This is a genomic window from Photobacterium sanguinicancri (assembly GCF_024346675.1).
Lineage (GTDB): Bacteria > Pseudomonadota > Gammaproteobacteria > Enterobacterales > Vibrionaceae > Photobacterium > Photobacterium sanguinicancri.
Window position 1 is genome coordinate 1,147,663 of sequence record NZ_AP024851.1, and the last position, 26,989, is coordinate 1,174,651.

Below are 26,989 nucleotides of genomic sequence, written 5' to 3' on the forward strand. Positions count from 1 at the left end.
CCCGAACATTATATTAGTGCCGTTTATGCCGTTATAAATGCATAAATTCCCTGAGAAGCCGAATTAAATTCCTTTCTTATAGGAGTAAAGCTTCTTCAGTAGAAATATATATTTTTTCATAATATAACTGACCACCCACTTGTTATTAATATATTACCAACCTTGGTGTATTGTTAATTAAACCCTACTCAAAACATTAACAACATAACAGTAAGCAACTTTTCTCTGTTTATCGTAATGAAAGCCGTATCAGAAAGAACATTTTATTCGCCTTATACTTCTCTTCTTGGGGGGTGGCCTTTATACCGAATACGCTTTCACTTCGTACCTGAGACCCTAGAGCTAGAGTTAGAGTTAGAGCTAGAGTTAGAGTTAGAGTTAGGCAGCCTGCCTTTTTACAATGCTACAGATGTAAAAAAGCCAGCAATCAAGCTGGCTTTCTTGGACAGGAGCACTTTGGGTGTGATGGACTTGGTGCGAATCTCCTCTAACCCAACGCAAAACCCCAAGTTTATGGGGTCACATCATGCTTTAACAAGTCTCCGGGCTTTAAAGAACCCGTTTTAAGTACTTATTGGCAAGGCGTAATTTCTAGGCGATAAGGCTTATCTATAGCCTGACTAGCATAATACCTGATATAACAATTCTCATTCTTTAATGATTCGATATTACCATTGATGGTTTTCTCAACATTATCAGATGTAGTAATTGTCACTGAATAATCTTGATTGTCTGATGCCGTACGTATTAATGCCCAATCTTCCTTTCCAAAGCGATCACCTAAGTGATCAACCAAGCTTGTCAGCGTGGTTGAATCCGGAGCTGGGTAGCCATACCTAAAGTCACATGGAACGCCACTTTCACACTTAGGAATTGGTACAGTTTGCTTTTTATTATCAAACTGAGGAACTTTCTCCAAACCATGCATCGCCAATACGCCATACCCCATCTCTAGTGATGAAGCTATTGCCCCTTTCATTGCCTGTAAGGCTGAATTTCGCGCATCAACTTGCATGTTCAAGAAACGAGGGGCTGCAGTAACGGCTAAAATGCCCAGAATGACAATCACCACAACGAGCTCAATAAGAGTAAAGCCTTTATTTTTCACACCAGTTCCCGACAATAAATTGACACTAGACAATTTTATTCCCTTTATACCTAGAGTCAATACTCCACAGGGATATACACCGCAAAAATGGACATTAAATCAGCACCAATTATCAACGGTTTATAATTACACTCGACACTCAGAGTAACTTTGTAAATCTACTTATTTGATTGCTAATAAATGCTGCCAGTTTTCATGCTTATTGAAGTAATGGACGACATAGCTACAGATGGGTGCAACCTTAAGACCTTCCGATTCAATATACGGTAGTACCGTCTCCATCATTCGACCACCCGCCCCTTGCCCCCGTAGCGCATCAGGAACAGAGCTGTGGTCAACATGTAACACATTGCCTTCACGTTGATAGCTCAGCTTTCCCCAGCAATCTGGTGCTAGCTCTATGCGGTATTCGCTGTTTTCCTTGTCGTGAATAACTTTCAGTAGCTCCGCCATTTTTTCCTCTCTATTTACTCTTGAGTATTTGGTTTTTGCCTCGCGGCTTTGTATCTATATAATATCGAATATCTAATAGTAGTGAGCAAGTGAATATAATGGGTACCCCTCTCGCCAATAGCGTAGTCGTATTGGACTTTGAAACCACAGGTTTGTCACCAAACCAAGGGGATCGTGCAATTGAAATTGGTGCGGTTAAATTAGAAAATGGCATTGTTACAGCGCAATTCCAACAGCTCATGAACCCTGGTCGCCGTGTTAGCAGTTTCATTGAAGGTTATACTGGCATCACAAATAACATGTTACGCACAGCACCATCTTGCGAAGAAGTGATGGATGAATTTGCTGACTTCATTGGTAACGCCAATCTTGTAGCGCACAATGCGTCTTTCGATCAACGATTTCTAGATGCAGAACTTGATATTATCGGTCGCCAGTATGGCGGTACATTTGCCTGTTCAATGCTAATCGCACGTCGCTTATATCAATCAGCACCAAACCATAAATTAGGTAGCCTTGTTGAATATAAAAACATAGAGACTGATGGTGTTTTTCACCGAGCGTTAGCCGATTCAGAAATGACAGCCAAACTGTGGATGCAGATGCTTGACGACCTTAATCTTGACTTTAAGATTGAACACCCAAGCTTTGAGTTAATGCAAAAAATTGCTAAAAAGAATAAAGCGGCTGTTCCTATTTTTTTGTACCGAGAAGCTAAAAAACCAGCTTAAATCACGCGCATCTTCCTTGCTAAACCACACCATACACCCTTCTAAATAAGGTGTGTTGACAAAATGAGTACACCCAAAGTCATTGGGAACAACCTTGAAACGTCAATACGCCTTAACTATCTTCTACTTATGCTCGTATTAACATCCACATACAAATCCAACCTGCAACTGATAGGCTCTCGGGCATAAACATCAAAACTCATGTTGATAATCTGTTAGGGTGTGTACGCACTCAACATCAGAAGTAGGACGATATAATGCAACTAAGACAATGGTTTCTAACCGTTTGCCTGATAGGCATCACCCTTCCCAGCCTTGCTGAATCTCCCCCAGATAATGTGCAAGAAAAAAAGAGTGAGCCACCCTACTCTGAACTCAGCATGTACGACAAACCACTTATGGAACGTTATGTTTTAGATGAATTAAAAGCATTACGCACCAATCAACAAGATCTTGAACGCCGTATGATTATTGAAATTACGGATAGAGAATTAACCGTTGCCGACAAATCACTGAACTATGCCAATGTTACCGTCACTTACTTTTTCTATATTATTGCAGGTGTTGCCTCTTTAATTGCACTTATTGGTTGGCAATCTCTACGTGAAATGCGCGTTAACACCAAGAAAATGGCAGATCAACAGCTACAAGAAATTGCTGAACAATACGAGAAGAAGTTCCAAGTATTAGAACGTGAACTTCGCCGTAAAACTCGAAGTATTAGTGATAACAACAAAGAAATCGAAAAAATCAATGAAGTTCATAATCTCTGGCTTCGTGCACAAAACTTCCAAAATCCAGAGCAAAAAATGGAAGTCTATGATGAGATTTTGAAAATTCGTCCAGGCGATTTAGAAGCCTTAACACACAAAGCCGATGCTGCAATGGAAATCCGAGAATTCCACTGGGCACTCAGCTTATGTAATCGTGTATTAGAAGTTGATGACTCCAATGCACATGCACTCTACCAACGTGCTTGTGCATATGCTCGTTTGGGCGTAGATGAACAAGCAATCTCTGATTTAGAACGTTCAATTGCAGAAAGTGCCTTAATGCGTGATCTTGCTGCGGAAGAAGCAGATTTTGAAATGTTACATGGCAATGAACGATTTGACCTTTTGATCGCCACTGCAGATCAACAAGCTTAGCGATGATGACAAAACACACGTAACACACCGCATCTAACTCATCAGCAAAACTGGCAGTATCTCTCTGAATCATAGACGATACTGCCATTCCCCTCCTCTCTTAACATCTCGTTTATCTCCATTTTTTTAAAAGCTATAAATCGCCCAATTAAATATCGAACTCTAACCAATAATTTGACCAACAATCGCCTGTAACACGCTACCAACACCAAAAATACAGCGGTTACAGAGCATTTAATTCGTCAATATTCTTTAATTTAACGAATCATTCACCTCAATTTCCTTTGTACTCTAAACAATTAGTTGTTAGCATACTGCCGAATTGCTAACTAACAGGAGAAAATAACGCGCATTTTGCGCTCACTGGGTACGGCCAGTTTCATCGTCGAATACCCTCGACACCAGAAGGATAAGCCCGTAACAATGCCATATCGAAGGATGTATGAGTTTTCAAAAAGATATTAATAAACCTGTTTTTTTTACTTCATTAGTAATTATTGTATTACTTTCATTTGTCGGCGTTTTTTGGCCTGACTCAGCACAAAGCTATTTTGGTGCGATCCAGAATTGGTTCGTTACTCAAGCAAGCTGGCTATACATTTTATCTGTTGCCATTTTTCTAATTTTCCTCGTTTTCATCATGTGCAGCCGCATGGGTGACATTAAGCTTGGCCCCGATCATTCAGAACCTGATTACACGTTTGGTTCATGGGTTGCTATGCTATTTTCTGCTGGTATGGGTATTGGCCTGATGTTCTTCGGCGTTGCCGAGCCAGTAATGCACTTCATGTCACCACCTGTTGGCGATCCGCAAACAGTTGAAGCAGCACGCGAAGCAATGAAGCTCACCTTCTTCCATTGGGGCTTACATGCTTGGGCAATTTATGCTGTTGTGGCGCTGTCACTTGCGTACTTCTCTTACCGTCATAAACTACCGCTACTACCACGATCTGTATTACACCCACTGATTGGCGATAAGATTTATGGACCAATTGGCCACGCTGTCGATATCTTTGCCGTTATCGGCACGCTCTTTGGTGTTGCAACATCGTTAGGCTTTGGCGTATTGCAAGTCAATGCTGGCTTCAATTACTTATTCGGCCTGCCACAAACAGTTGAAGTCCAGATGGGCTTAATTGCCGTCATCACCCTGTTTGCAACTGTATCTGTCGTATTGGGTCTCGATGGTGGTATCAAACGTCTGTCTAACATCAATATGACACTGGCAATACTACTGGTTACTGTAGTTATCATTGCGGGCCCAACCGTACTTATTTTGCAATCTTTTGTGCAAAACACAGGTAGCTACCTAAGCGATATTGTGAATAAGACTTTTAACTTATTTGCTTACGAGCCAAAAGCTGACTGGATTGGTGGTTGGACACTACTTTATTGGGGGTGGTGGATTTCATGGTCACCATTCGTCGGTATGTTCATCGCCCGTATTTCACGTGGCCGTACCATCCGTGAATTCTTGATTGGTGTGCTGCTACTACCTTCATTGTTCGGCTTCTTATGGTTCACCGCTTTTGGTAACACTGCAATTGATGCCATTATGAATCATGGTGCCACCTACCTTAGCGACGCTGTAAGTAGTAATGTACCTGTTGCTCTATTTAAGTTCTTCGAGCACATGCCGTTATCTAGCTTATTGTCTATGATGGGTGTGTTACTGGTTATTACTTTCTTCGTTAGCTCGTCTGATTCAGGTTCACTTGTTATTGATACACTGACATCTGGCGGTGCAGAAGAGCCACCTGTTTGGCAACGTATTTTCTGGGCTGTGACTGAAGGTGTTGTTGCGGCAGCATTACTTGGTGCGGGCGGTTTATCAGCCTTGCAAACCATGACAATTGCGAGCGCCTTCCCAATCATGATTCTGCTTTTAGTGTTCTGTTACTGCTTGTTTATCGCACTACGTAACGACTACCTATTGCAGTCGAGTGTGCAAAATCACAATACCTCGGTGCAATACACCAAGACAAGTGTGAGCTGGAAAGATCGTATTTCATCATTAGTCAGTCACCCGAAAAAGGCAGAAGCTAAAGCCTTTATCGATGAGACAGCAAAGCCTGCGTTAACTTCATTGGCTAACGAAATGAAATCTCAAGGGCTGGCGGCACGCATCCAAATTCTGGATCCTGAACGTGTACGTATGGTTATTGAGAAAGAAGGTGTAGAGGATTTTGCCTACGGTATTCGTCTGCGTCGCTTTGTATTACCAACCTATGTCAATGAAGAGCAAAGCACTTACTACCGTGCAGAAGTCTTCTTATTGCAAGGTGGTCAACAATACGATGTATTAGGCTATACCCAAGAGCAAATCATTGCTGATGCAATTACACAATATGAGCGTCATATGCATTTCTTGCACTTAGCTACATCTGAAAATGTTGCAAGCAAAGCTGGCTAGCTCAACTTAGCTCTTAAATAAAAGCGTTATATATTTAAGAACACTAAGACTTAAACCAGATTAAGCCCTTAATACTCAGGTTATCTTCCTTTGGTATTAAGGGCTTTTTTTAATCATAAAATGAATGAATCTAGCTGAAAATCAAATCACTTCCTGCTTTCTTTATCTGAAAATGAACCCATTCATAGCTCTATCAGTATCAATAAGGACATAGCTAAAATTCATACAGGTAATCATTAACATGCAGATATTGATCATTGGAGGCTCAGGTGGAATAGGATCGGCACTTATTTCGCATTTTCAAACGCTCTACCCTGCTGCCACACTATACGCAACATATCGAACCGCAATGCCCAATGCTTTTCAGCGCAAGAGAGCTGTCACTCTTGATTCAAAATTACAGTGGTTCAAACTCGATATCACTTCAGAAACAGAGGTGAAAAACCTCGCAGAACAATTACCTAAGCTCGATATCATCATTAATGCTGTCGGTATATTGCATGATAATTCCCATCTTCCCGAAAAAACGGTAAATGAGTGCGACCTCGATTTTTTCCAAAAAAACATACAAACAAACGTGATGCCTACCATCTGCTTTGCGAAACATTTTTCCCGCCACCTTAAATCATCTACACCAACTTTTTTTGTTGCTCTATCTGCAAGGATCGGCAGTATTTCAGATAATAACCTTGGTGGGTGGATCAGTTACCGCAGCTCAAAAGCGGCACTGAATATGGCAGTAAAGACTATCAGTATTGAGTGGAAGTACAAACTGCCACGCTGCTGTGTCGTTGTTTTTCATCCGGGCACAACAGATACATCACTCTCTAAGCGTTTTCAGCACAATGTTCCCTCTTCACAACTTCACTCAGCCAAAACAGCTGCGACTCAGCTAGTTGCACTCATCAAGCAATTATGCCCCGAAGACTCAGGGAAATTTTATAGCTATGACATGACAGAAATCCCTTGGTAATACATTCAAGTGCATTTTTGCTTTTTTATGTAAATCATCAACACCATTTAATTAAACGATGTTCATTTAGTGCCGCTTATATAACTATAGATCATATAAAAAAGGAAAAAGAATGAACGTAACAATGGGCACCTCCATGTCGATTCTTGACTATCAGCAAGCACACACAAACAACATATCCGCCAAGAACACGGATAAGTTAGTTAAACCTATTATGGAGAGCAGCGAAACAACGATTCACCCAATCGACCATAATAAAAATCTTCATGCGCAAATGAAGCGTACCGACGAAGAAGCAAAAAAAGCATTAACACCGGAAGAGCACCAAAAAGATGAGATCCAAAAACTTAAAGAGCGACTCAATGAGAAAATTGAAGAGCTTGTGAAACAAATAAAAAACTTATCTAAATTCAATAGTGAAGCCACCAAGCAGCTAAAAGAATCATTCCAATCGCAACTGATACAAGTTCAAGGACAGCTTACAAAGATAATTGATGAAGAAAGAAAGTTATTAGAAAAAGAGGCTCGAAAATAGGGTTTATAGCATGACCAAAGCTCACTGTTAAACGTAAAGCCACTTTATAAAAGGTGGCTTATATAAAGCTCATAACTAAAGTCCTCCTCCCTCAAGTTCTTCATAATAATGACTCATCCTGAGCACTTCACTCATGTCAGAGCTAGATGAAAAAACATACGCTTGCAGAGCTGATTTTAGCTACAACATTAACGGGTTGCAGCAATGATGATGGCCTATCAAATTGCCAACTATAGGACAACACCCGTACTTATCGTTGAATCATCTCAGGAGACTCAACGCCGTCACGTACTAATGACTGGCATAAACAATATGCAGTAAATACTATCCCAACCCTCTAATCGTCAGAGGACAGCACGAATAATTAAAGGCGTAGGTAATAAAAAACCCCAAAAACACATCTGTGTATTTGGGGTTTCATTTGAGCTTTGTTATTTGCCGCTAGCTTTGGCTGATACTTGCAGGCTAAATAATCGTCTCGTCAATCTATTAACGGTTAAGTGGACGTACGCGGAAGCTACGGCCTTTCATTTTACCCGTTTCAAGCTTACGCAATGCTGCGCGTGCTACTTCACTATGTACCGCAACATACGCGCGGTTATCAAACATGTGAATTTTGCCGACTTGAGAACCATTGATACCGTTCTCGCCAGTCAATGCACCAAGAATGTCACCAGGACGTACTTTTTGCTTTTTACCACCATCGATAAGCAGCGTTGTCATTAATGGACGACGTGTTGGCTTGTCTAGCAAATCCATAGACGGCAATTCTTCACCGTGAATTGAGCGATCTAGGTAATCTTCCAATAGCGCAACTTTGTAATGCTCTTTATCGCTAAAGAGTGAACAAGCAATACCTTTGCTTCCCGCTCGGCCTGTACGGCCAACACGGTGAACGTGCACTTCAGTATCACGTGCAATGTGGTAGTTAATTACTGCATCTAACGCATCAATATCAAGCCCACGTGCTGCAACATCCGTTGCCACAAGAATAGACGCACTCTTATTCGCAAAACGTACCAATGTTTGGTCACGATCACGTTGCTCTAAATCGCCATGCAGTGCTACAGAACTAAAGCCGTACATATCTAATGCATCTGCAATTTCTTGCGCTTCACGCTTTGTATTACAGAAAACAACGGTTGATTCAGGTTGATGTTGTTGAAGTAGAAGACGCAATGCAATCATGCGGCTTTCATTGTCATCTACTTTGAAAAAGTGCTGTGTGATACTGCTGTTATCGTGAGTCGATTCAACTTTCACCATCACTGGCTTGTTCATAATATCGTCAGCAATTTCTTTGATTTGCTTAGGATAAGTCGCACTAAATAGTAGTGTTTGGCGATCTGCTGGCGCTTCATCAACAATAGCGTCAATCGAAGACTGGAAACCCATTTCCATCATGCGGTCAGCTTCATCAAACACTAACGTATTGAGTTCTTCTAAATTCAAGAAACCTTTACGGATGTGCTCTTCTACACGGCCAGGTGTACCCACAATGATGTGTGCACCATGCTCTAATGAACCAATTTGAGGTCCAAATGGCATACCACCACAAAGCGTCAACACTTTGATGTTATGAATAGCACGTGCAAGTTTACGAATTTCTTTTGCAACTTGGTCTGCTAGCTCACGGGTAGGACACAGCACTAACGTTTGTACACGAAAGCGCTTAACGTTTAAGTTTGAAAGCAAGCCTAAACCGAACGCTGCAGTTTTACCTGAGCCTGTTTTACCTTGCGCAATCACGTCTTTACCTGCCAACATATGTGGCAGACTTTGCGCTTGGATTGGTGTCATCTCGGCGTAGCCCATCGATGATAAGTTTTCCAGCAAAGCGGGATTCAGGTCAAGTGTAGAGAAAGCAGTCTGGCTCAAGGTTATGTCCTATCGTATGCAGAATTATGGTGGCTTATGTCGCTAGTCGTATAATGTCGATCAGCAAAAAGCACAGAAACAATAAAGATCGCGCACGATACCAGTTTGTGCGTCACAAACCTAGCGACTTTGTGGCTTTTTTGCATTCTTTTGTCGGCACTCTAGCCAATAAAGCAAATGCAAGTAGCTGCGAATTTCTAAATCACTAAATATTCAGTAAATACGCGCTAATGAGCAACAAGTATCACAATGACAATGAAGCATTATTATTAATAAGTATAATAACATCCCATATTGAGCTGCATTACTACCATCAATCATATAAGATAGCGATAATTTGCAATTAATCATTTATAAAAAATATGCTTTGTCGTTTATATTTCATCTGTTTTACTTTTCTTTCTTTAATATTTCCAGCCACAAGCTTCGCAAACAATTTTAATTACAACTATGGCGAAGTACTTGTACCCGTTGCTCCTGGAGGTTTAGGTATTGGCGGCTCAATGCTAATACATCAAAATGCTCACATTGTTGCAGAAGCAAAAAGTGCATTTAAGGGCGATTGGCTACTTACTGCAGGAGTTGGATTTAATGCGCCAATTTCAACAGTTGCTGATTTGCGGGGTTATTTGAAAATCCACTCACAAAAGTCGAATAAATCAGATAATAAGCTAGGCCGAATGTTTACCGAGCTCAGCATAGACGCTTCTAGCTGGATCAACCCTGTCTCAGAAGTTGGCGTAGATATAGGGGCTTACCTCATCTCGGATGATGAAACGAAACTTAAACTACAAACTTACTACCGTTTTCATCCAACACCGACAATATCTTTAGCCGCCACCGTAGAACTAAGCGGCCTTGATAATGGCCAACTTATATTATCTGCGCGATACCCTTTCGGTTAATTACAGACAATATAGTGAATGTAACGACGCTTTGAGGAACACTGTTCCAAATAAGAATAGATTGCATTCATTGTATTATCTCAGCATCATTTCCATTGATATATAATGACCAAAATGATGATTGAAAACTTAGCCAATATATACCCATGCAGATTTGAACTGCACGGGTATATCATGTTATTCATAGAACACTATAGATAACATTCATTCTATGACATAATTTCGTGTAGTTGACCATCAACCCATTAAAACGAAATATAATGTACTCTCACTTCAAACACTTTTCGATCAAAATAGCGACTGTGCTTAGCCTTATTGCCACGCCTTTTGCACATGCTAACAACTTTTCTTATAGCTATGTAGAAGTTCAAGTCGTAACCGATCCGGGTGGTATTGGGGTTGCAGGCAGCCTTCCGATCCACCAGCATGCACATGTTGTTTATGAAGCTCAAACAGGTTTTAGTTCAGATTGGCATGCCGCTGCAGGCTTGGGGTTCAGCGCACCTATCGCAGACCGAGCGGATGTTCGAGGCTACTTAAAAGCGCACAGTTTAAAAAATAATGAAACGTCAGGAAAATGGGGAGAGACTTTTTCTGAGTTTAGTCTCGAGTTCTCGGTATGGGCTAATCCGATATCAGAAGTGGGTGCAGCACTAGGGACTTATTTCATGGATGAAGAAGATGCCGATAAATTTCAACTCTTCTATCGCTACCATGCAACAGACCAAATTTCGATTGGCGTGACGCTCAACTTAAGTGGTTACGATGATAACCAACTACTACTGTCTGCCCGTTATCCATTTGGTTAGCATGCATAGCCACAGCACCAAACAGTAGTACTTAACGCTAAGCATTTTAGGCCGGCGCACCTCGGTAGTAGTGCCACAAAAAAAGTGAGCCAACAGTTCGCCATGGCGCCCATGCTCTAACCAGATCGCGGGCGACTTTTGCTGTGGGCTTTTCACCAAGCCCTTTCAATCGCCCTAGTGCCACTTGTAGAGCTAAATCATCCGCTGGGAACACATCGGTTCGTGTTAGTGCAAACATTAGATATATCTCTGCACTCCAGCGACCAAAGCCTTTTAGTGCCATAATGCTTTCAATCGCTTGCGCATCTTCTAGGGTTGCGAGTTGATCTATATTTAACTGCCCATCACAAATCGCCTGTGCTAAACCACGGGTATAGAGTACTTTACGTGATGACAATCCTGCCGCTCGAATGCTTTCTTCACTCAAGGTTAAATAATGCTCTGCTGTGACTGTTGGCATTAATGCAACGACTCGCGACATAATTGCCTTTGCGGCCTGTGTGGAAATTTGCTGACTGACGACTATCGACAATAGCGAGACAAAGTGGGGCTTTAAATAGCGAGGTGGCGGACTACCGTATTCCTGCCAAGCTTTCGCTATATCGGCATCAAGCAAAGCTAACTCTGCCATACCCTGCTCTATTAATTTTTCATCCATCCACTTTCTCCCTATTCGCCTCACTCACTCCAATCTAGCGTATTCGCTCAAAATAGCAAAAGCCATACTAAGTTGCCTTAGTATGGCTTTTATAAAAGAATTTAGCGTAGTTGAAACCTTACGCGTAATCGCTATATGGGTTCTCTGTCGGTAATAGAATTTCTTGACCAAATGCCGATAGGTTCATGCTTTCTGGTGTCATGGTTATCGAGGTTTCGTCCATCACATTGTCACCAAAGTCATAGCGAATATTCTCAACACCCTGACAAGCAGCTTGGTCTTGTTGGACTACCGCTTGGCTAATTGGCAAGTTTTTCGCTTGATACTGGGCAAACACCTCTGCACCGTATTTTTTCACTAACATCTCTGTTGTTTGGGCTGGTGATAGCACTAAACCTGTTGCGTTATTACCGCCAAAGCCTTTAGCATTCAAAATAACGGCTTTGTAATCTTCACCTTTTTCGCCTGCATATTTGTGATCAATCAGAATGTTAAGGTTTGATTGGTGCACATCATCAGCAATGTGGTCGATCGAGGTAATACCCGGAACCCAACCATACTGCCACACCCCTAGCGATGCAATAAGCTGATCACCCGCCGCTGCGCCCATAGAGTGGCCTAGGTAAGATTTCACCGCAGTAACTGGCCACTGATCGATATCAAAGGTTTTTGCTACTTCATTTAAAATATGGCTTTCAGTCACACGGTTTTGGGGAGTCCCTGTACCATGTGCTTGAACATAAGTTTGCTTCACACCTTGTTCGCCCAGAATCGCTTTTGCTAAGGCGGTTGCTTTCGCTACCGTGACATAGTTACCCACGCCAGGTGCAGAGATAGATTTTTTATTACCATCAGCATTTACGAACACATCAGCCACTGAACCATAAATGTTCATGCCTAGCGATAGCGCCAATTCATCATCCATCAGTACTACAAACTGTGATGATTCCGCCATGGTGAAGCCTGCATTGCTTGAGAACGGACGACATGCGCGACGGTTGTCGACAACATCACTTTGATCCAGCGCTTTAATCTGTTCATCTTCCGCCAATGCGCCCATCACACGGAAACCTTCCATCACTTCAGCCACTACAGGTGCTTCTGCATTGCCGACAATAACGACCTTCGATTTGCCATGCTGAATGTCGTACATACCTTGACGAAGGTTATAAAGGAAAGTTGCACACGCCCCCATGTTGGTGCCCGTTGTGCCCACACTGTTGATCATGTAGCCATTAATAAAATCGGCAGGCATTTCTGCAAAAGATAACGCCATCATTTTTGAGCTAACACGGCTACCAATTAATGGCGCAGCAATCATGCCTGATAGTGACTGATCGTCAATTTGGCCTAATGCGCTCCCCGCATAAACAGAGACTTCGTCTGGCTGAATGTGTTTTAAAATTTCTTGCCAATCCACACCCATAGAGTTCAATGCATCAGAAGCACCGTACACCGTCAGTTTTAAGCCACGAGGGTGAAAGCGTGAATTGTATAAACTACCTGGATCAAAACCCGCAGGAATATTGCCGCCGCTAGTTACAGGGTAACTAGTACGATCTTCTAGCAAAGCTGCAAGATCACCTGTGACAGTGATTTTCACTTTGCTTCCTTGCGTTTCAAGCGACCAGTTTTCAGGGATTTTTGTTGGCAACTTAGATTTGCGCACTGTGAAAGTCATAGTGTCGCTACCACTATTAATCGTTGCTTTGTACTGATGCAAAATATTGTCAGGGTCAAATGAATCAATTCGACGGATTAATGTGCCCGCTTTAATCGCTTCAATGAGCTCATCGGTTAGTTTGGCGTCTTGGCTTAACCCCATACGACGTGCAAGATCTTGCCACGTTGATACCATGTCATCAGCAGATAACACATCCGACACCATACGCTTATAACTATGGAAACCAGAACTACGACCAGCAGCATTTATGCCACCAAAACCCACGATAAGCGGTAACTTTGTCATTTGACGCCTACTACAAAACAATAATTTGCGGCTAGGTTACCAATTTACGCTAGTTTATCACCCTGCATTTATGCCAAAATCACTGACATTAACGCCAAACAAGATTCAATGTGTATGAAAGTCGGATTTGTGCTTTACCATCGCGCCCTCATTACGGGTGTATCACTTGCAGCAGAGATGCTAAGCAGTGCCGCTAGCTTGCGTGAAAAACGCTTTCAGCGTAGTGATCCTTTTAGCATTCAGTTAATTGCATCTAGTTTATCGTCACCCAAATTGACGGCTGGTCTACGATTAGAACCTGATATCACATTCGGTGATCCTGCGGTTTTCGATATTATTATTTTACCGCCGATGTGGGGAAATCCGCTCTCTGCACTTAGCCACACCCCCGCGCTAGTGCCTTGGCTTATTGAACAATACCGCCAAGGCGCTAAGTTAGTCGCTACAGGAACTGGGGTTATGTTATTGGCCGAAACAGGATTGTTAGATCATCAAGTTGCGACAACACATTGGTATTTTTATGACAAGTTCACTGCCCGATACCCCGACGTAAAACTTAATCGGAAGGCATCTATTACGGCAGCTAATGGCCTTTACTGTACAGGGAGTATCAACTCCCAAACTGAGATGATTCTATTTTTGATTGCCCAGCAATACGGTCAGAAAATAGCAACCACGATAGAGACACATTACGGTCACGAAATATCGAAGTCATCACAGCAACCGTTTTATCAAATTGGTGGAGAGGTTCAATTTGATGAGTCCATTGCGTTTGCACAAGATTGGATGAAGCGTCATTTGTCACAAACCATAACAGCGCAACAAGTGGCAGATGCCTGTGAACTTCCATTACGCACGTTTAGTCGAAAATTTAAAGATCAAGTCGGGCAAGCCCCCCACCAATATTTACAAAAAATACGAATGGAAGCAGCACAAGAGCTGTTACGTGATTTCGGGATGAGTATTCAAGATGTAGCCGAACAAGTAGGCTATAAAGATGCCTATCATTTTTCGACACGTTTTAAGCAAGCTTTCGCGATGACCCCTGCTCAATATCGCACCATGGTAAAAGCAAAGATTTATAACGCGAGTTAATTTTAACATTCAATATATTGCAGCAATGTACTCACTATTATCGCCTAAGCGGAGTTGTTCCGTTCTAACCAAAAATAAGATTTGTCTAATAGCTGATACACTGGAAAATCATATCGCCACATAAACTGTCACTATTCATTCGCAATGTTCTGACTTGTATGTGGCTCATTCTGTTCTACGTCATAAAACAAATAAAAGCAGCCGGTCTCTATGCCGTCGGCTTTGTGGCGATTTACAGTTATAGCACTCAAGCCGAGGTTTTGCCCACCAGTCAAATCACGGTAGATGCCGACCAATGCCGTATCGATTTTTTCCATTTAGCGAAAAATCAGCAACAGCAATTTGAACCAATGATTCAATTAGCCATGGTGTATACCAAAAATAGCCAAAGCCGTTACGTAGCAATAAAGCGAAAAATTCCACACAACAAAGACGCGTCGGTCCAATATGAAAACATTCAATATCAACGAGCACACAAACCTGTCGCCGTCTTTACCACTTATTGGCAGCCTCTTAACCAAGAACATCAAATTGGTGCCCTTGTGGTATTAGGTAGTGACAATTACCAACAAGCTTTCGACAAAATCACCTCATTGATGTTTCAAGACAATGGTCATTTCGAGTTATTTCCACACTACGGAGCTGACAAAAAAGACACAAGTTCTAAAGACCTCGCCCTTCAAAAACAAATCGTTAAAAACAAATCATCGCAAAATACAAGGCTTGTAAAAACATCACCAGTCAGTAAGCCACGACAAGGCACATACCAGTTTTATGTCCAAGACGATCATTTGGCTCAGTTCAAAAAGTGCCTACCTTAGCCACTAACAATCCGCGGCTAATGAACCTTCTAACTTAAGCAAAAATGCCTTCATCTCTACACCGCCCGCGTAACCCGTCAGCTTCCCATCGGCTCCAATTACACGATGACAGGGTACAATAATCGCAATCGGATTTTTACCATTGGCTGCGCCGACCGCTCTCACTGCTTTTGGATTACTAATCGCTTCAGCTATGGCTTTATATGAGCAGGTTTCACCATAAGGCACACTGCGTAACGCCGTCCATACTTGCTTTTGAAATTCTGTTCCTTGAGGAGCAAGGGGCACCGTAAAACGGGTTAAAGAACCTGAAAAATACGCATCAAGCTGATAACAACACTCAATAAACGGCTCTTGTGTTAATAGCCAATCGGGATCAACATCATCATCTTCCCGTTGTGACGCCAGCGTTAATCCAGTTATACCATGCTCATTAGCGAGCAATCGTATTATACCTAAAGGAGATGGATGGAAATGGCAGAACATTTGAACCTCGGGTAAATAGTTCTAAAAATGAGATGGCCCTTATCATGCCGTGTTTGACGTTAGGATGCACTACCCTATTGATACTAATAACAATAATTACCACATTCACGATCCACCACCTTTTCCATTAAGTGATTTTTGAACAACAGAGCAATCCATTAAATTGGTAATAAATCACACTTTTATCGCTAAAAACCTCCACACGATAGATTCACATCACCTCATTATGGTCATTTTGTTCCATAATGATTGGGTGAAATGGCTATTTTCCATTGTCGTTATTCCCCTTATTCTTGCTGCCAACAACACGGTTGGGAGTATGACTCAAACAGCCGTTACCTTATAAATACAAGTAAAATGCTGGAGAGCACCATGTCTCATCAAATCATCACTGACCTAAATACTCGTTACACTGCGAAAAAATATGACGCGACCAAACGTATTACACCAGCAGATATGGATGTGATTAAAGAAGCTATTCGTCTATCCGCATCGTCAATCAACTCACAGCCTTGGAAGTTTATAGTGATTGAAAGCGATGAAGCGAAACAGCGTTTCCATGATACTTTTGCCAACATGCACCAGTTTAATCAACCGCATGCTAAAGAGGCATCGCACACTGTACTGTTCGCTTATAACCCACGTTATAATAAAGATGCATACAAGAAAGTTGTTGATGTAGAGGTTACATCAGGCCATTTACCTGCAGATATGTACAATAACATGCTTAATGGCGCATACGGTTTTGCGGAAGCCAATACAGATGAAAGCGGCTTTAATGGCGAATGGACGAAAGCTCAAACCTACATTGCACTTGGCAATACACTGCATACATTGGCCCGCTTAGGTATCGACTCAACCCCTATGGAAGGCGTGGACTCTACTTTGATTGGTGAGGCATTTAAAGACGAGCTTGATGGTTTCGTTTGTGATGTTGCACTAGCCATGGGTTACCGCCTGGCAGATGGTGATTACAACTACGGTTTACCTAAATCTCGCCTGGCAGCAGAAGACGTGATCACCGTACTTTAATCGGTCGTTGCTCAGTAACTGCGTATATTAAAAAACCGCCAATAATTACATTGGCGGTTTTCCTGTCATCAGATATACCGCTTTGTTGTATCTACAATTTACTGAGTTAGCTGTACTTTATGACCTAAATACATCACTTCAACCGTAGCATAGCCCAAATTCACCGCTTCAAATTGTTTTGTCAGCTCGCGCGCATGCTGCGCATCTGTCGCTAAAAAAGAAACATTATAGATAGGACGCTCTACACCATCGGCTAGCATTTGAGTATTCAAGTACGAAGACGTAATGAGACCCGCCTGATTTAAACTAATAACACGTTGCAAATCCACGCCAAGTACGCGATCCATTTCTAATGCCTCAATCCCCTCACGCCATGTAAATGTCACACCGTAATTTTTGTGCACGGGTGTATTATCCAACCATTTATTGCCTAGCAAGCGTACGTTATTAATTTTTACGAGTTCTTTTTTATAAAGAGGCAAACTAGCTAACTTCGCTTTAGCGCTGTCTTCATCTTCAGCATCAATAACAAAGCGAATAAGCTTCATCGGTTTACCGTCAATACTACTGTCAAACACAAACATATCTTTAATTTCGCCGTTATTCACTAACTGGCCAAAAGCAGCACGTTGCTCTGACATCGTCGCCAGTACATCATTCGCGTTATCAGTATTCCATGCCAGTTCAACCCCGTAATCAGCGGCAGATACAGCAGTGCTTACAGATAAAGAGGCAAAGATAACAGTAGCAATAGTCATTAATTTTTTCATGGTTCTACCCTTTTGGTTAATTATATTTATTTTGCTGACGTTCTTTCTAAGAAAGATTTTTGGTTAAAAGCGCGCACGGTAACTACGATGGCAACCGCGGCATGTCTTTTCAGCTTGCGACAACCCTGCTTTTAGCTCATTAAGGTTTTGCTGTTCACTGGCTTGGTACATTTGCTGGAAACCCGTATCCATTTGAGCCAACAAGACGTTAAATTTTTCAGGCTTATTCCATACTTCTTTTTTCGCTTTACTGCCGCTTTGGCTCCCCTCAGGAAATAATGTCATGAGCGCTTTACTGTGATCGGTAAGTTGTGCACTGAGTAAAGCAAGCAGCTGCCAATCTGTATCTTGACCATCAATACTTTTTGAGGCTGTTTTCAAGTCACTTTCAATGCTGCTAAAAGCCGTTTGGCGCTGCGCGATCGCTTGGTCATCACTCTCAACACCAGTCTTCGCAATCACTGGCAAGCTGATAACCAGCGGCAGCAATACCAAGGCACATACTTTTTTATTCATTGGCTTTCTCATGACTTTCTCCGAGTTTTATTGATTGCCACTGCTGGCTTGCTTTTTAATTTACACAGCAATAGTTGCAATTACAACTATTGCTGTGTAAATTATTTCCATCGCATAGTGAGAGCATCAACGCATCGAACTTTGATTAAGGGTATACAATGAAAATTTGGGATCTTTCCGCACGTATTTATCACTGGCTACAAGCCACTTTATTTTGCTTACTTCTTGCATCTGGCTTTGCTGGTAAAGACGCGCATATCCCTCTTGGGCTAATGCTGTTTACCTTGATTGTGTGGCGATTTATTTGGGGAATAGTAGGCAGTGACACCAGTCGATTTACGCATTTCTTGCGCTCACCATCGAGTGTTATCAATTATTTGCGTGGTAAAGAAGAAGCTAAAGCAGGCCATAACCCACTGGGAGGATGGATGGTTATTTGTATGATTAGCGCTCTGTTATTGCAGTGCGTGTCGGGATTAGCCCTTGCGGGATTACTCGATAACCTCCCTTTTTCCGACTATTGGCTAACTGATAGTGTTTTCACTGTATTAGAGAGTATCCATCTTCTTTTAGCTAACGGATTACCCACCCTGATCGCTTTACATCTTGGGGCAATCCTTCTTTATAAACTACGCGCAAAACCCTTAGTAAAAGCAATGTTTACTGGCTATCAAAATGAAAGACGAGAAACACCTAATACACTGTATTTTGCGTCTAACACACGTGCATTCATCGTGCTAACTGCCGCAGGATTCGTTACTATTGCAATAGTTGCATTCGCATAAGAGAAAAATAATGGACGAACAGTTTGATAGGCAAAAGAGTTTTGGTTGGATGATCAATGTAGTGGCAAGCCAAGCAGCAAAAAATCTCGAAACCGAACTCGCGAAGCATGATTTTCCGCGTTCACTCTGGCCAACTATGATGTGTTTGTGGGAAAAAGAAGGCGTTACTCAGCGAGAGATCGCCCAAATTGCCAAAGTGGAAAATTCCACCACGACACGTATTATCGACAAACTCGAAATATTAGGGTTAGTTGAACGCCGTGATGATCCAAACAGCCGCCGTTCTTATCGCATTTATTTAACAGAAGCAGGACGAGATTTAAAAGGCACTTTGCAGCCCCTTGCTTTAAAAGTAAATAAAGAGATCCTCGATGTGCTTGATCCTAAAGAACAAGATGAGATGATCCGCTTACTTCAAAAAATGATGCCTACATCTATTTAGATTGTCATGTAAAGCCTAAGAGCATCTACCGTCGATGTTTTTGGGCTTACTTTCTCTAGTCAAAGCTAAAAATACTAAAGACAACCATTTCAATTATAGAGAAGGTACTCCCCTCATAAACAAATCCCCCCCTCAGAAACAAATAACCTCGCAAAAAGCGAGGCCATTCATTTAAAAACTCATCCACATAGTAGATAAGCTATAAGGTGTATTCGTTCAAGCTAGGTACGGTAAAGTACCTTAATAATGTGGTAGCCGAACTTAGTCTTCACAGGGCCAAGGTTTTCTAATACCTTGCCAGAAAACACGGCTTTATCGAACGCAGGTACCATTGCACCTTTACGAAACTCACCGAGATCACCACCACGCTTACCTGATGGGCAAGTCGAATATTTTTTTGCCAACGCTTGGAATTTAGCACCCTTTTGCAATTGCTTAAGGATGTCATCGGCTTGTTCTTTATGCTTCACTAAAATATGAAGCGCTGCTGCTGTAGAGGCCATTACCAATCACCACAATAAATCTAAAAACGAGCAAAGTGTGCGTGAATTCACAGAAACTAGCAAGAAAGATCACGCTAGATTCACGACAAATACAAACACCCGAATAAATGAAAGCCACCCATTACTGAACTAACAATGGATGGCTTTTCGTTAACTCGAGAATTCGCCTTCAGCAAGTAACGCTAATTATAAGCATTTCAGGCTTACAGTTTATAACGCTCGACTTCTTTTTCTAGCTGGTCAGCTAGCGCCTTTAATCCTTCAGCTTGTTTTGCTGCCGCCAGTGCTTCTTCCGCCATGTGGTTCGCCACTTCTTGCACACCTTCCGTATTACGACTTATTTCAGCAGTAACACTGGATTGCTCTTCAGCCGCTGAAGCAATTTGGGTCGACATATCGTTAATCACAGTGATTTGTCGTGCGATATCATCAAGACTTACACCAGCATTATTTACATCTTGAACACTGGTTTCAGCTAGCTGATGACTATCGGACATCACATCAACCGCTTGCTTTGTCGTTGACTGTAAAGTCTCAATCATAGATTGGATTTCTTCAGTAGAAGTATGAGTACGTTGCGAAAGTACGCGTACCTCATCTGCCACAACAGCAAAGCCACGGCCTTGATCGCCTGCGCGTGCCGCTTCAATTGCTGCGTTAAGGGCCAACAAGTTTGTTTGTTCGGCAATCGAACGAATGGTTGCCAGGATTGAGCTAATTTTTAATGCATGATCATTAAGGTGTTCGATAATACTCACCGCACTATCAACTTCTTGCGCTAAGTTACCTATTGATGTTTGGCTCTGCCCTACCTGAGTATGCCCATTTTCAGATAAGCCAACTGCCTCTTCTGCACTCTTCGCTGTATTTTCGGCATTATTCGCAATCTCTTGCGTTGCACTCGCCATTTCTGCCACCGCTGTCGCCACCATAGTGATTTCATCTTGCTGGCGACGAATACTTTCACTACGTGCCAAGGCAGAGTCTGCCGTATTTGCCGCGGCTTCATTTAAGTGATGCGTAATATCGCGTAGTTTGGTCGCCATAATATGTTGACGAGAAACAAACTGATTAAAGTTGTCGGCTAACTTACCAATATCATCATCGCTTTGAACATCAATACGTACAGTTAAATCACCTTCACCGTTTGCAATATCTGCCAATGCATCAGAGACAGTATTCAGTTCTCGTAATTGGTGAGTCACTAGCCAAGCCACAAAAACAGAAACAAAGAGCAAAATAGCTAAGCCAATCAAGGCTTGTTTGATCAACATATCACGCATTGGTGCTTCAAGTGTGTCTTGATCCATCACTAACGCAATCGCCCAAGATGTATTCGGTACTGCTGCGACCACAACCGCTTTTTCCACACCGCCAACTTGGCTAAAAAAGAAGTTATCCGCCGACATAACGCGTTGCAGCTTATCAGCCGCAAAGTCAGCGCCAATATCAGTCAGTGGTTTTAACTGCATTTTCGCATTAGGGTGAGCAACAACAACGTTATCGCGAGTATCAAGTAACATCGCATAGCCTTTACCCGGTACCGCAATATTCAATACATCTTTGACCAACTCGCCCATGGCAAGATTCGAGGCCGCGACACCAATAATTTGGCCTTGTTGAAACACAGGATCGGCTAACGTCACCACGAGTGTTTGCATAGTGTGGCTAACATAAGGCTTAGTTGTAATAGGTTGACGAGCCGCATACGCTTCTTTGTACCAACCACGACTACGAGGATCGTATCCTGCTTTATTTAGCGATGGATCATGACGGTGCATGACACCTTCACGCGTACCGTAATAGCTCAGGCCAAAATCACCCGACACCAGCGTTTGTTTCAAATGAGAAACGATGTCTAAATTTGGGTCTAGTTCGATTGCTTCTTTTAGAGCTTGAACTGCTTGTTGGCGGGATCCAAACCAATCGCCAATCCCCTTACTATAAGCCGCTGCTGTGTTGTGACTTTCACTGCGAATAGCATCCCAGGCTTGATCTTTCATCGATTGATATGAAAACCAAACTAATACGACAATTGTCAAAAAAATTAATGAAAGGCTTGATAAAACCAATTTCATTTTTAAAGATAACCGCATAATATCCCTTATAGTTATATAACTTATCTAAAACCATTTAGTTATAACGGATATTAATGCAAGCGGTAATTTGATCTGCGACACATATCAAACTAATTACAATGCACTCAATTGTTAGGGCAGAATGAGAACAAAGTGTTCACTTTGAGTTCACTTTGTATCCTTTACAATAATCACCATGATAAATATCCATTGGTGGAAGGTACTTATGAAGGTAAGCAAGATCATTAAGTCACTGACATTAAGCACAATGCTTTGCTGGGTCACCCTTGTGAGTGCAACAGCAGCTGCAGCCCCCACCCCGCGATTAGAAATAGACGAAGATCACGATGACTTCATGGAAGCGGTCGAACATGGGTTGATACAATCTTTCTCTGCATTGCAATCAACCGTCGCGAGACAATTGCACGGCCGCATTATCAAAGTTGAATTAGAAGAAGACGACGACATCTGGATTTATGAGCTTAAATTACTCGATCCAAACAATAATATCGTCAAAGTCGAATACGATGCCCGCACGCTTTCTATTATCAAAATATCGGGGCGTCAGCTTGAAAATATTATCAAGGGAACAGAATGAAAATCTTAGTTGTTGAAGACGAAGCCACCCTGGGTGGTCAAATTGTCGAAGGCCTGGAACAAAATGGCTGGGTTGCTGAACTATCAAGTGATGGTATCGACGCATTGTACCGCGCGACCTCAGAGCCTTGGGACGCCATTGTCCTTGATCTGGGGCTACCTAAATTAGATGGTTTAACCGTTTTGAAAGGTATTCGCGATGAAAACGTCAATACGCCCGTAGTTATTTTAAGTGCCCGTAACGAACTCACACAACGTGTAGAGGGGTTGAATGCAGGTGCTGACGACTACCTCACCAAGCCTTTTCAAATGGTTGAGTTGATTGCACGCTTACGTGCGCAGTTACGCCGTGCATCTGGTAGTGGTTCACCTGTTATTCAAGCAAGTGGCCTAAGCCTAGATACCCGTACTTCTAAAGTGATGTGGCAAGGCCAAGCTATCGACCTAACAGCACTCGAATTTAAAGTGTTGGCTTACCTTATGCACAACACAGACAAAGTGATTTCACGCACCGAACTTGTTGAGCATATTTATAAACAAGATTTCGACCGTGACTCAAATACCATTGAAGTCTTCATTGGCCGCATCCGTCGCAAAATTGGTGGTGATGTAATAAAAACGGTTCGAGGGCTAGGATACCGCATCAATGCCGACGCTAAATAAGGCCAACCGTACGCCTGCTAGCCTTCGTAGCCGCTTACTTTTTGCAGCGGCTGCTTGGTTATTGATCATCACTGTCAGTGCGGGTTATCTCGTACCCAACGTTATTCACCAATATTTGGTCGATCAAGAAAAACAGCAACTTGACTTGTACCTCGATGAAATAACCGCGCTGGCCGATACAGACGCCAATGGGCGCATCACCATTACCGCTCCGATGGCTAACCCTCGTTTTCAGTCACCCTACAGCGGTTTATATTGGTCACTCAGTACCGAACAGTTCCAGCTTCGTTCTCGCTCTTTGTGGGATAGCCGCATTTCAGGCAATAAAGAAGAAGGTTTTACAGGTCCAAACGACCAAGCGCTACTCACCGTAAATCGTAATATCTACCTCCCTGATATTGATGACCCTGTATCCTTAACGATCGCGATAGATAAGAGTCGTCTTAACGACACGCTTCATCAGCTTAATCACGGCTTATGGATCTTATTGCTGATCATGGCGGTTGGTATGTTAATGCTCACTTGGCTCCAAGTGAGCTGGTCATTACTACCCCTGAAAAAGCTACAAGCAAATTTAAAGCAAGTACGTGACGGCAATACCACAGAGCTCAAGGCGAATTACCCCAAAGAAGTGCAACCAGTTATTGATGACTTAAACGCACTGCTATTTCACTACCAAGAGTTGTTAGAACGCGCACGAAATCAATCGGGCAACCTTTCGCATGCGCTCAAAACACCCATTGCGATTCTAAACAATGAGGTTACTGCACTACCAAGCGAAGCCAGAGAAAAGTTAGCGCCTACTATCAACCAGTTACAACAACACATCGACTATCATCTCGGTCGTGCTCGTATGGCAGGCGCTGCAAATATCCTTGCAGCGAAAACACCACCGTCAGCGCGAATTGATGCTATTTCAATGGCGATGGATAAAATCTACGCCCAGCGCGGTGTTGTGCTAGTCAATGAAGTTGAGAGTGATATTTTGGTTGCCGTTGAGAAACGCGACCTTGATGAGATCATTGGTAACCTTATCGAGAACAGTTACAAATGGGCAGATAACTTAATCCGAGTTTACATGGAACCCAATACAGAGCAAACCATTCATATTGTGATTGAAGATGATGGCCCAGGGATTAGCGATGAAGGTTGTATTGAAGTATTAAAACGCGGTGTACGACTTGATGAATCGACCCCTGGTACTGGCCTTGGCTTGAATATCGCCAATGAGTTAACCCACAGCTATCGCGGTGAACTGACGCTTTCTCGTGCCCATCTTGGTGGTTTGAGAGTGGATTTGCTGCTTCCTCTTCCACGAGGGGCTTAAACTTAATAGACCCTATCTTTCATCTACAACATAGATGAAAGATAGGCTCATTATGTATGGTACGCGTTCCGCGCTTTACTTGAGTAATAACGTATTGCGTTATATTACTAAACTGGCCACACCGTCAAATTCACAATACGCACAACGACGCCCAGCACGAAGCAAGCAACACCCATGCGGTACCAACGGTATTCAGCCACATCCATGCCGACACGCTTGAAAAACATGGTCGCCACACCTAGCCAGTTTTGAGTTCGCTGACCAAATTGCAGCATGCTTTTCGCAATCATTAGTACACCTATGGTGATCAAAACCACTTCTATTACCGATAGACTTGTTTGCAGCATACAGACATCCCTTTGATAGCTTTCACGTCTACTCTCAGCATAAGCGAAAGGGCGATACAGGCAATTAGACCTTAGTGGCAACTTGTACATACTTTATTTCAACGGATTACCACAAAAGCCACATGCTTATTTAACTACTTTGGTGTAGTATCGCGTCCCCGAGAATGAACAACTACTGATATCGAGGCACTATGCAACTTCTCGAAGCCAAATTACAAAAAATCGATCGACACAATTACCGCAGCTATTCTAGCCTTCGTGGCGAATACAAATTCGTCGACTTCGACTTTTATATCGATATCACTCAAGCAGACCCATACGCGCCTGCTTCTCGTGTTCGTGCGCATCGCGCATGGTCACTAACTGACCTAGCATGGCTTAAAGACCAGTCTGCAGATTACCAACGTGCAGCACGTGATTTTATTGCACGTGCATTCGCCGATCTTGCTCAGCAAGAAAATGGGATCAGAATTGACCGTCCGGGACAAACCGTTCTTGATCGTACTGCCGTTGTCTTCGATGACGAAGGTATTGAATTACGTTTTCGCGTAAACCTACCGTCTGACGGCCGTACTATCATTGCGAAAAAAACACTGAACCTGCTTACCTTCACTATGCCAAAAATCATCCGCCGTGCAACGATTGCACGCGAACTTGATATTGAAGCAATGAAACGTCACTGTGAAGCGGTTGAAGACCAAGTTGCCCTTCGTGCTCAGTTAAAAGAACATAACTTATTAGCGTTTGTCGCTGATAACAGCATTTTACCTCGCCTTGCAGGTAACAATGATTCACCTCTTGCTGATGCCGTTCCTTTCATCGCACCTGAATCACTGGCGATTGAATTAGACGCACCGCACCGCGGTAAAGTTCGCGGCATGGGTGTACCAACGGGTATCACCATGATTGTTGGTGGTGGTTTCCACGGTAAATCTACCCTACTGAATGCGATTGAAAGCTCAGTATTCGATCACCTACCTGGCGATGGTCGTGAGTACATCGTATCTGACGAAACGGCAGCGAAGATTCGTGCCGAAGATGGACGTTGTGTGCATAACGTTGATCTATCACCGTACATCTCTAACCTGCCAATGGGTAAAGATACGGCATCGTTCAGTTCGCAAAACGCTTCTGGCTCAACGTCGCAAGCGGCATGGTTACAAGAATCTATCGAAGCAGGTGCTCGCGCCCTACTTATCGATGAAGATACCTCGGCATCTAACTTCATGATCCGTGATGAGCGTATGCAAGCACTGATCGCAAAAGATGACGAGCCAATCACACCGTTAGTGGACCGTGTATCACTACTACGTGACCAGCTAAACGTTTCAGTATTGCTTGTTATGGGTGGTTCTGGTGACTACCTAGATGTTGCTGATACCGTGATTCAAATGCACAACTACCAAGCTGTTGACGTTACAGCAAAAGCGAAAGAAGTTGTCGCTTCGCACCCGACGCGTCGTGCTCTAGAAGGTACTGAAACACTGCAACGTCCACGTACTCGTCCACTGAACCGTGCCGCGCTTAAAGCATTGCTTGAAGACGGTAAATTCCGTGTCCAAGTAAAAGACAAATCAGCGATGCGTTTTGGCCGTGAATTAGTAGATTTGAAAGCACTAGAACAAGTTGCCGATTCAAGCCAACTTCATACTATTGGCTGGCTATGGTTCCAACTTGCTCAAGGCAAAGGTTGGGAAAAAGTACCAAGCAAGGCATTTGCCGACATGCTAAATGATGACTGGTTTGCCATGATGCCAAACTACGGCGACTTAGCAAAACCACGTGTTATTGAAGTGATGGCGGTACTAAACCGTATGCGCAAATCTGAATTCAAATAACAGCGGCAACACATACTGAATTAGACTCAGTTGTGACATTACACTAACGCTCAAATAGAAAAAGCGGCTCGGTTAATCCCGAGCCGCTTTTTTATCATCTTCGCCGTTA

General features: G+C 42.7%; 27 protein-coding genes. 16 read left to right on the forward strand and 11 right to left on the reverse strand.

The window, feature by feature from the left end:
- Positions 1 to 571 precede the first annotated feature (571 nt).
- Together OCU87_RS25030 and OCU87_RS22140 are read right to left on the reverse strand one after the other, a co-directional pair.
- Positions 572 to 1,141 (reverse strand): prepilin-type N-terminal cleavage/methylation domain-containing protein, encoded by a 570-nt coding sequence (locus OCU87_RS25030; RefSeq protein ID WP_277422651.1) that lies wholly within the window; start codon positions 1,139 to 1,141, stop codon positions 572 to 574.
- A gap of 129 nt (positions 1,142 to 1,270) precedes the next feature.
- Positions 1,271 to 1,561 carry a GNAT family N-acetyltransferase gene (locus tag OCU87_RS22140; RefSeq protein WP_261858514.1) on the reverse strand — a complete coding sequence of 97 codons (291 nt, stop codon included), beginning with the start codon at positions 1,559 to 1,561 and terminating at the stop codon, positions 1,271 to 1,273.
- A 98-nt stretch (positions 1,562 to 1,659) separates the two neighbouring features.
- On the opposite strand from OCU87_RS22140, the gene OCU87_RS22145 reads away from it, so the two are divergent.
- From OCU87_RS22145 to OCU87_RS22165, 5 genes are all read left to right on the forward strand, one after another.
- A complete protein-coding gene (locus OCU87_RS22145) occupies positions 1,660 to 2,292 on the forward strand; it encodes a 3'-5' exonuclease (protein WP_062688982.1) in 633 nt (210 codons plus the stop codon).
- Between the two features lie 257 nt (positions 2,293 to 2,549).
- Positions 2,550 to 3,440, forward strand: coding sequence for a tetratricopeptide repeat protein (locus OCU87_RS22150; RefSeq protein ID WP_261858515.1), 891 nt, complete (start codon positions 2,550 to 2,552; stop codon positions 3,438 to 3,440).
- A gap of 442 nt (positions 3,441 to 3,882) precedes the next feature.
- Positions 3,883 to 5,853: a BCCT family transporter gene (locus OCU87_RS22155; RefSeq protein WP_062688980.1), complete on the forward strand. Its 1,971-nt coding sequence runs from the start codon at positions 3,883 to 3,885 to the stop codon at positions 5,851 to 5,853.
- Positions 5,854 to 6,094: 241 nt separating this feature from the next.
- On the forward strand, positions 6,095 to 6,826 hold the full coding sequence (locus tag OCU87_RS22160) for an SDR family NAD(P)-dependent oxidoreductase (protein ID WP_261858516.1): 732 nt from the start codon (positions 6,095 to 6,097) through the stop codon (positions 6,824 to 6,826).
- Positions 6,827 to 6,938: 112 nt separating this feature from the next.
- Entirely contained in the window at positions 6,939 to 7,361 is a 423-nt protein-coding gene (locus OCU87_RS22165; protein WP_261858517.1) for a hypothetical protein, read from the forward strand.
- 489 nt (positions 7,362 to 7,850) lie between these two features.
- Here the strand turns inward: OCU87_RS22165 and dbpA are convergent, their stop codons facing one another.
- A complete protein-coding gene (dbpA, locus tag OCU87_RS22170; protein ID WP_261858518.1) occupies positions 7,851 to 9,239 on the reverse strand; it encodes an ATP-dependent RNA helicase DbpA in 1,389 nt (462 codons plus the stop codon).
- A gap of 503 nt (positions 9,240 to 9,742) precedes the next feature.
- Here dbpA and OCU87_RS22175 point away from each other — a divergent pair.
- Positions 9,743 to 10,144, forward strand: coding sequence for a hypothetical protein (locus OCU87_RS22175; RefSeq protein ID WP_261858519.1), 402 nt, complete (start codon positions 9,743 to 9,745; stop codon positions 10,142 to 10,144).
- Positions 10,145 to 10,404: 260 nt separating this feature from the next.
- Entirely contained in the window at positions 10,405 to 10,953 is a 549-nt protein-coding gene (locus OCU87_RS22180) for a hypothetical protein (protein ID WP_261858520.1), read from the forward strand.
- Between the two features lie 46 nt (positions 10,954 to 10,999).
- On the opposite strand, the gene OCU87_RS22185 is transcribed toward OCU87_RS22180, so the two are convergent.
- The gene (locus OCU87_RS22185) at positions 11,000 to 11,611 is read right to left on the reverse strand and encodes a DNA-3-methyladenine glycosylase family protein (RefSeq protein ID WP_062688971.1); all 612 of its coding nucleotides are present in this window, start codon (positions 11,609 to 11,611) and stop codon (positions 11,000 to 11,002) included.
- A 118-nt stretch (positions 11,612 to 11,729) separates the two neighbouring features.
- The gene (locus OCU87_RS22190) at positions 11,730 to 13,580 is read right to left on the reverse strand and encodes a beta-ketoacyl synthase (protein ID WP_261858521.1); all 1,851 of its coding nucleotides are present in this window, start codon (positions 13,578 to 13,580) and stop codon (positions 11,730 to 11,732) included.
- Positions 13,581 to 13,694: 114 nt separating this feature from the next.
- On the opposite strand from OCU87_RS22190, the gene OCU87_RS22195 reads away from it, so the two are divergent.
- Positions 13,695 to 14,675: a GlxA family transcriptional regulator gene (locus OCU87_RS22195; protein WP_261858522.1), complete on the forward strand. Its 981-nt coding sequence runs from the start codon at positions 13,695 to 13,697 to the stop codon at positions 14,673 to 14,675.
- Positions 14,676 to 14,833: 158 nt separating this feature from the next.
- Positions 14,834 to 15,496 carry a hypothetical protein gene (locus tag OCU87_RS22200; protein WP_062688970.1) on the forward strand — a complete coding sequence of 221 codons (663 nt, stop codon included), beginning with the start codon at positions 14,834 to 14,836 and terminating at the stop codon, positions 15,494 to 15,496.
- A gap of 3 nt (positions 15,497 to 15,499) precedes the next feature.
- On the opposite strand, the gene OCU87_RS22205 is transcribed toward OCU87_RS22200, so the two are convergent.
- Positions 15,500 to 15,940, reverse strand: coding sequence for a methylated-DNA--[protein]-cysteine S-methyltransferase (locus OCU87_RS22205; protein WP_390960950.1), 441 nt, complete (start codon positions 15,938 to 15,940; stop codon positions 15,500 to 15,502).
- A 414-nt stretch (positions 15,941 to 16,354) separates the two neighbouring features.
- On the opposite strand from OCU87_RS22205, the gene OCU87_RS22210 reads away from it, so the two are divergent.
- The gene (locus OCU87_RS22210) at positions 16,355 to 17,014 is read left to right on the forward strand and encodes a nitroreductase family protein (RefSeq protein ID WP_261858523.1); all 660 of its coding nucleotides are present in this window, start codon (positions 16,355 to 16,357) and stop codon (positions 17,012 to 17,014) included.
- A 98-nt stretch (positions 17,015 to 17,112) separates the two neighbouring features.
- Here OCU87_RS22210 and OCU87_RS22215 read toward each other — a convergent pair whose 3' ends face one another.
- Complete coding sequence (locus tag OCU87_RS22215; protein ID WP_062688964.1) at positions 17,113 to 17,784, reverse strand: PH domain-containing protein; 672 nt, start codon at positions 17,782 to 17,784, stop codon at positions 17,113 to 17,115.
- Between the two features lie 63 nt (positions 17,785 to 17,847).
- Positions 17,848 to 18,312 (reverse strand): c-type cytochrome, encoded by a 465-nt coding sequence (locus tag OCU87_RS22220; RefSeq protein WP_261858524.1) that lies wholly within the window; start codon positions 18,310 to 18,312, stop codon positions 17,848 to 17,850.
- 146 nt (positions 18,313 to 18,458) lie between these two features.
- Between OCU87_RS22220 and OCU87_RS22225 the strand changes: the two genes are divergently transcribed.
- Together OCU87_RS22225 and OCU87_RS22230 are read left to right on the forward strand one after the other, a co-directional pair.
- A complete protein-coding gene (locus OCU87_RS22225; protein WP_261858525.1) occupies positions 18,459 to 19,085 on the forward strand; it encodes a cytochrome b/b6 domain-containing protein in 627 nt (208 codons plus the stop codon).
- A 10-nt stretch (positions 19,086 to 19,095) separates the two neighbouring features.
- A complete protein-coding gene (locus OCU87_RS22230; protein ID WP_261858526.1) occupies positions 19,096 to 19,527 on the forward strand; it encodes a MarR family winged helix-turn-helix transcriptional regulator in 432 nt (143 codons plus the stop codon).
- A 221-nt stretch (positions 19,528 to 19,748) separates the two neighbouring features.
- Here OCU87_RS22230 and ppiC read toward each other — a convergent pair whose 3' ends face one another.
- Positions 19,749 to 20,030, reverse strand: a complete 282-nt coding sequence (gene ppiC, locus OCU87_RS22235) for a peptidylprolyl isomerase PpiC (RefSeq protein WP_062688960.1) — start codon at positions 20,028 to 20,030, stop codon at positions 19,749 to 19,751.
- 203 nt (positions 20,031 to 20,233) lie between these two features.
- Positions 20,234 to 22,126: a methyl-accepting chemotaxis protein gene (locus tag OCU87_RS22240; protein WP_261858527.1), complete on the reverse strand. Its 1,893-nt coding sequence runs from the start codon at positions 22,124 to 22,126 to the stop codon at positions 20,234 to 20,236.
- 208 nt (positions 22,127 to 22,334) lie between these two features.
- On the opposite strand from OCU87_RS22240, the gene OCU87_RS22245 reads away from it, so the two are divergent.
- From OCU87_RS22245 to OCU87_RS22255, 3 genes are read left to right on the forward strand one after another with little or no spacing between them, the layout of a single operon-like run.
- On the forward strand, positions 22,335 to 22,706 hold the full coding sequence (locus OCU87_RS22245) for a PepSY domain-containing protein (protein ID WP_261858528.1): 372 nt from the start codon (positions 22,335 to 22,337) through the stop codon (positions 22,704 to 22,706).
- Positions 22,703 to 23,368 carry a response regulator transcription factor gene (locus tag OCU87_RS22250; protein ID WP_261858529.1) on the forward strand — a complete coding sequence of 222 codons (666 nt, stop codon included), beginning with the start codon at positions 22,703 to 22,705 and terminating at the stop codon, positions 23,366 to 23,368. Before OCU87_RS22245 ends, OCU87_RS22250 begins: the two co-directional genes overlap by 4 nt.
- Entirely contained in the window at positions 23,352 to 24,695 is a 1,344-nt protein-coding gene (locus OCU87_RS22255) for an ATP-binding protein (protein WP_261858530.1), read from the forward strand. Before OCU87_RS22250 ends, OCU87_RS22255 begins: the two co-directional genes overlap by 17 nt.
- A gap of 107 nt (positions 24,696 to 24,802) precedes the next feature.
- Here the strand turns inward: OCU87_RS22255 and OCU87_RS22260 are convergent, their stop codons facing one another.
- Positions 24,803 to 25,042: a hypothetical protein gene (locus tag OCU87_RS22260; protein WP_094957864.1), complete on the reverse strand. Its 240-nt coding sequence runs from the start codon at positions 25,040 to 25,042 to the stop codon at positions 24,803 to 24,805.
- A gap of 191 nt (positions 25,043 to 25,233) precedes the next feature.
- On the opposite strand from OCU87_RS22260, the gene OCU87_RS22265 reads away from it, so the two are divergent.
- Positions 25,234 to 26,880, forward strand: a complete 1,647-nt coding sequence (locus tag OCU87_RS22265) for an ABC-ATPase domain-containing protein (RefSeq protein ID WP_261858531.1) — start codon at positions 25,234 to 25,236, stop codon at positions 26,878 to 26,880.
- Positions 26,881 to 26,989: the final 109 nt, after the last annotated feature.

Coding starts and splice junctions, on each gene's coding strand:
- OCU87_RS22140 (WP_261858514.1), bottom strand. CDS start 1,561: ATGGCGGAGCTACTGAAAGTTATTCACGACAAGGAAAACAGCGAATAC.
- OCU87_RS22145 (WP_062688982.1), top strand. CDS start 1,660: ATGGGTACCCCTCTCGCCAATAGCGTAGTCGTATTGGACTTTGAAACC.
- OCU87_RS22150 (WP_261858515.1), top strand. CDS start 2,550: ATGCAACTAAGACAATGGTTTCTAACCGTTTGCCTGATAGGCATCACC.
- OCU87_RS22155 (WP_062688980.1), top strand. CDS start 3,883: ATGAGTTTTCAAAAAGATATTAATAAACCTGTTTTTTTTACTTCATTA.
- OCU87_RS22160 (WP_261858516.1), top strand. CDS start 6,095: ATGCAGATATTGATCATTGGAGGCTCAGGTGGAATAGGATCGGCACTT.
- OCU87_RS22165 (WP_261858517.1), top strand. CDS start 6,939: ATGAACGTAACAATGGGCACCTCCATGTCGATTCTTGACTATCAGCAA.
- OCU87_RS22175 (WP_261858519.1), top strand. CDS start 9,743: ATGCTAATACATCAAAATGCTCACATTGTTGCAGAAGCAAAAAGTGCA.
- OCU87_RS22180 (WP_261858520.1), top strand. CDS start 10,405: ATGTACTCTCACTTCAAACACTTTTCGATCAAAATAGCGACTGTGCTT.
- OCU87_RS22185 (WP_062688971.1), bottom strand. CDS start 11,611: ATGGATGAAAAATTAATAGAGCAGGGTATGGCAGAGTTAGCTTTGCTT.
- OCU87_RS22190 (WP_261858521.1), bottom strand. CDS start 13,580: ATGACAAAGTTACCGCTTATCGTGGGTTTTGGTGGCATAAATGCTGCT.
- OCU87_RS22195 (WP_261858522.1), top strand. CDS start 13,695: ATGAAAGTCGGATTTGTGCTTTACCATCGCGCCCTCATTACGGGTGTA.
- OCU87_RS22200 (WP_062688970.1), top strand. CDS start 14,834: ATGTGGCTCATTCTGTTCTACGTCATAAAACAAATAAAAGCAGCCGGT.
- OCU87_RS22210 (WP_261858523.1), top strand. CDS start 16,355: ATGTCTCATCAAATCATCACTGACCTAAATACTCGTTACACTGCGAAA.
- OCU87_RS22215 (WP_062688964.1), bottom strand. CDS start 17,784: ATGAAAAAATTAATGACTATTGCTACTGTTATCTTTGCCTCTTTATCT.
- OCU87_RS22220 (WP_261858524.1), bottom strand. CDS start 18,312: ATGAGAAAGCCAATGAATAAAAAAGTATGTGCCTTGGTATTGCTGCCG.
- OCU87_RS22225 (WP_261858525.1), top strand. CDS start 18,459: ATGAAAATTTGGGATCTTTCCGCACGTATTTATCACTGGCTACAAGCC.
- OCU87_RS22230 (WP_261858526.1), top strand. CDS start 19,096: ATGGACGAACAGTTTGATAGGCAAAAGAGTTTTGGTTGGATGATCAAT.
- ppiC (WP_062688960.1), bottom strand. CDS start 20,030: ATGGCCTCTACAGCAGCAGCGCTTCATATTTTAGTGAAGCATAAAGAA.
- OCU87_RS22240 (WP_261858527.1), bottom strand. CDS start 22,126: ATGCGGTTATCTTTAAAAATGAAATTGGTTTTATCAAGCCTTTCATTA.
- OCU87_RS22245 (WP_261858528.1), top strand. CDS start 22,335: ATGAAGGTAAGCAAGATCATTAAGTCACTGACATTAAGCACAATGCTT.
- OCU87_RS22250 (WP_261858529.1), top strand. CDS start 22,703: ATGAAAATCTTAGTTGTTGAAGACGAAGCCACCCTGGGTGGTCAAATT.
- OCU87_RS22255 (WP_261858530.1), top strand. CDS start 23,352: ATGCCGACGCTAAATAAGGCCAACCGTACGCCTGCTAGCCTTCGTAGC.
- OCU87_RS22260 (WP_094957864.1), bottom strand. CDS start 25,042: ATGCTGCAAACAAGTCTATCGGTAATAGAAGTGGTTTTGATCACCATA.
- OCU87_RS22265 (WP_261858531.1), top strand. CDS start 25,234: ATGCAACTTCTCGAAGCCAAATTACAAAAAATCGATCGACACAATTAC.